Annotated in this window: 1 pseudogene; it reads left to right on the top strand. The window is 72.0% G+C overall.

The features are described from left to right. Positions 1-74 precede the first annotated feature (74 nt). Positions 75-389, top strand: a pseudogene (locus tag IG99_RS43685) (IS3 family transposase); the annotation flags it as partial.

Raw genomic sequence — 389 nt, 5'->3', positions numbered from 1 at the left:
CGGCTGCTGGAGCAGGAGAACGAGGTGCTGCGGAGGGCTGCGGCGTATCTGTCGCAGGCGAACCTGCCAGCAAAATGATGTACCCGCTCGTCCGCGAGCTGGCTGCCGCCGCTGCCCCTCACCGGGTGCCGGTGGCGGTGACGTGCCGGGTGCTCGGGCTGGCCCGTCAGCCCTACTACCGGTGGCTGGACAGGCCGGTCACCGACGCCGAGCTCGCCGAGGCATACCGGGCCAACGCGCTGTTCGACGCGCACCGCGACGATCCCGAGTTCGGCCACCGCTTCCTGCTCGACGAGGCCCGGGCCGCCGGTGAGCCGATGGCCGAGCGGACCGCCTGGCGGATCTGCCGGGACAACGGCTGGTGGAGCGCCTTCGGCAAGCGAAGAGGC

Source organism: Streptomyces griseus subsp. griseus, from assembly GCF_000720255.1.
GTDB classification, from domain to species: domain Bacteria; phylum Actinomycetota; class Actinomycetes; order Streptomycetales; family Streptomycetaceae; genus Streptomyces; species Streptomyces griseus_I.
The sequence above is the reverse complement of the archived record's forward strand: the minus strand, read 5'-3'. Positions and strand labels throughout refer to the sequence as shown.